The sequence below is a fragment of the Oleiphilus sp. HI0066 genome, from assembly GCF_001635725.1.
In genome coordinates this window covers 1-1117 of record NZ_LWFH01001366.1, presented here as the reverse complement: position 1 = coordinate 1117, position 1117 = coordinate 1, and the positions used below count along the sequence as shown (strand labels likewise).

Sequence of the window (1117 nt, the reverse complement as noted above, 5' to 3'; positions counted from 1 at the left end):
GATTATGCAGGGCGGCATGCATTACGTCGGTTTTGCAGAGTTAGCAGCGGCTGTATCTAACGCCGGTGGCCTTGGAACTATCACGGGTTTAACACAACGCTCTGCTGCCGATTTAGCGAACGAAATCGCAAAGTGTAATGACCTAACAGACAAACCATTCGCAGTTAACTTAACCTTTTTGCCTACGGTTAGCTCACCAGATTATCCGGGTTATATTGATGCGATCATTAAGGGCGGCGTTAAAGTCGTTGAAACAGCTGGACGTAGCCCCGCTCAGTACATGCCGATGCTAAAAGATGCGGGTATCAAAGTCGTACATAAATGCACCTCAGTGCGTCATGCTTTAAAAGCTCAGTCTATTGGTTGTGATGCTGTATCGGTCGATGGTTTCGAGTGTGGCGGTCACCCAGGGGAAGATGACATCCCGAATATGATTCTGTTGCCTAGAGCGCACGATGAACTCGAAATCCCATTCCTGTCTTCCGGCGGAATGGCCGACGCACGCTCTTTGGTTGCATCATTGGCTATGGGTGCTGAGGGCATGAACATGGGCACACGTTTTATTGCAACAAAAGAAGCACCGGTGCATGAGAATGTTAAGCAAGCGATTGTTGCTGCGACAGAGCTTGATACGCGATTGGTCATGCGCTCGCTCAGGAATACAGAGCGTGTGCTCGTAAATCCAGCGGTAGAAAAGATCTTAGAAACCGAAGCGAAGCTAGGTGCTGATCTTAAATTTGAAGATATTGCCGACGAAGTAGTAGGCGTTTATCCGCAAGTCATGATGGAAGGCACAGTTGATGCGGGTGCCTGGTCATGCGGGATGGTTGCAGGTTTAATTAATGATATTCCGACCTGTGAAGAGCTTATCTCAGGAATTATGGCGGATGCCGAAGCCATGATTTCTGAGCGTCTATCTAAGCTGCTTTAACGTAACTGTCTTGTCCTGAAATAAGTCGACACTTATTTCTCTTAAAACGCCTGATGAATTTCATCGGGCGTTTTGTTTTTTAAGGCTGTGCGTGGTTTGACATAACTTTGAGCATTGCTCAATGCCTCGCCCGGGATGTTCGCGTTGTATTCATCAATGTTTCGGTAGCCATTACCTTTTAATCCA

General features: G+C 47.3%; 1 protein-coding gene. It reads left to right on the top strand.

Translation table 11 applies throughout. The features are described from left to right. Positions 1-931, top strand: a 931-nt coding sequence (locus A3738_RS20740) for a nitronate monooxygenase family protein (protein WP_068763821.1), incomplete at its 5' end; no start/stop codon positions are given. Positions 932-1117 lie beyond the last annotated feature (186 nt).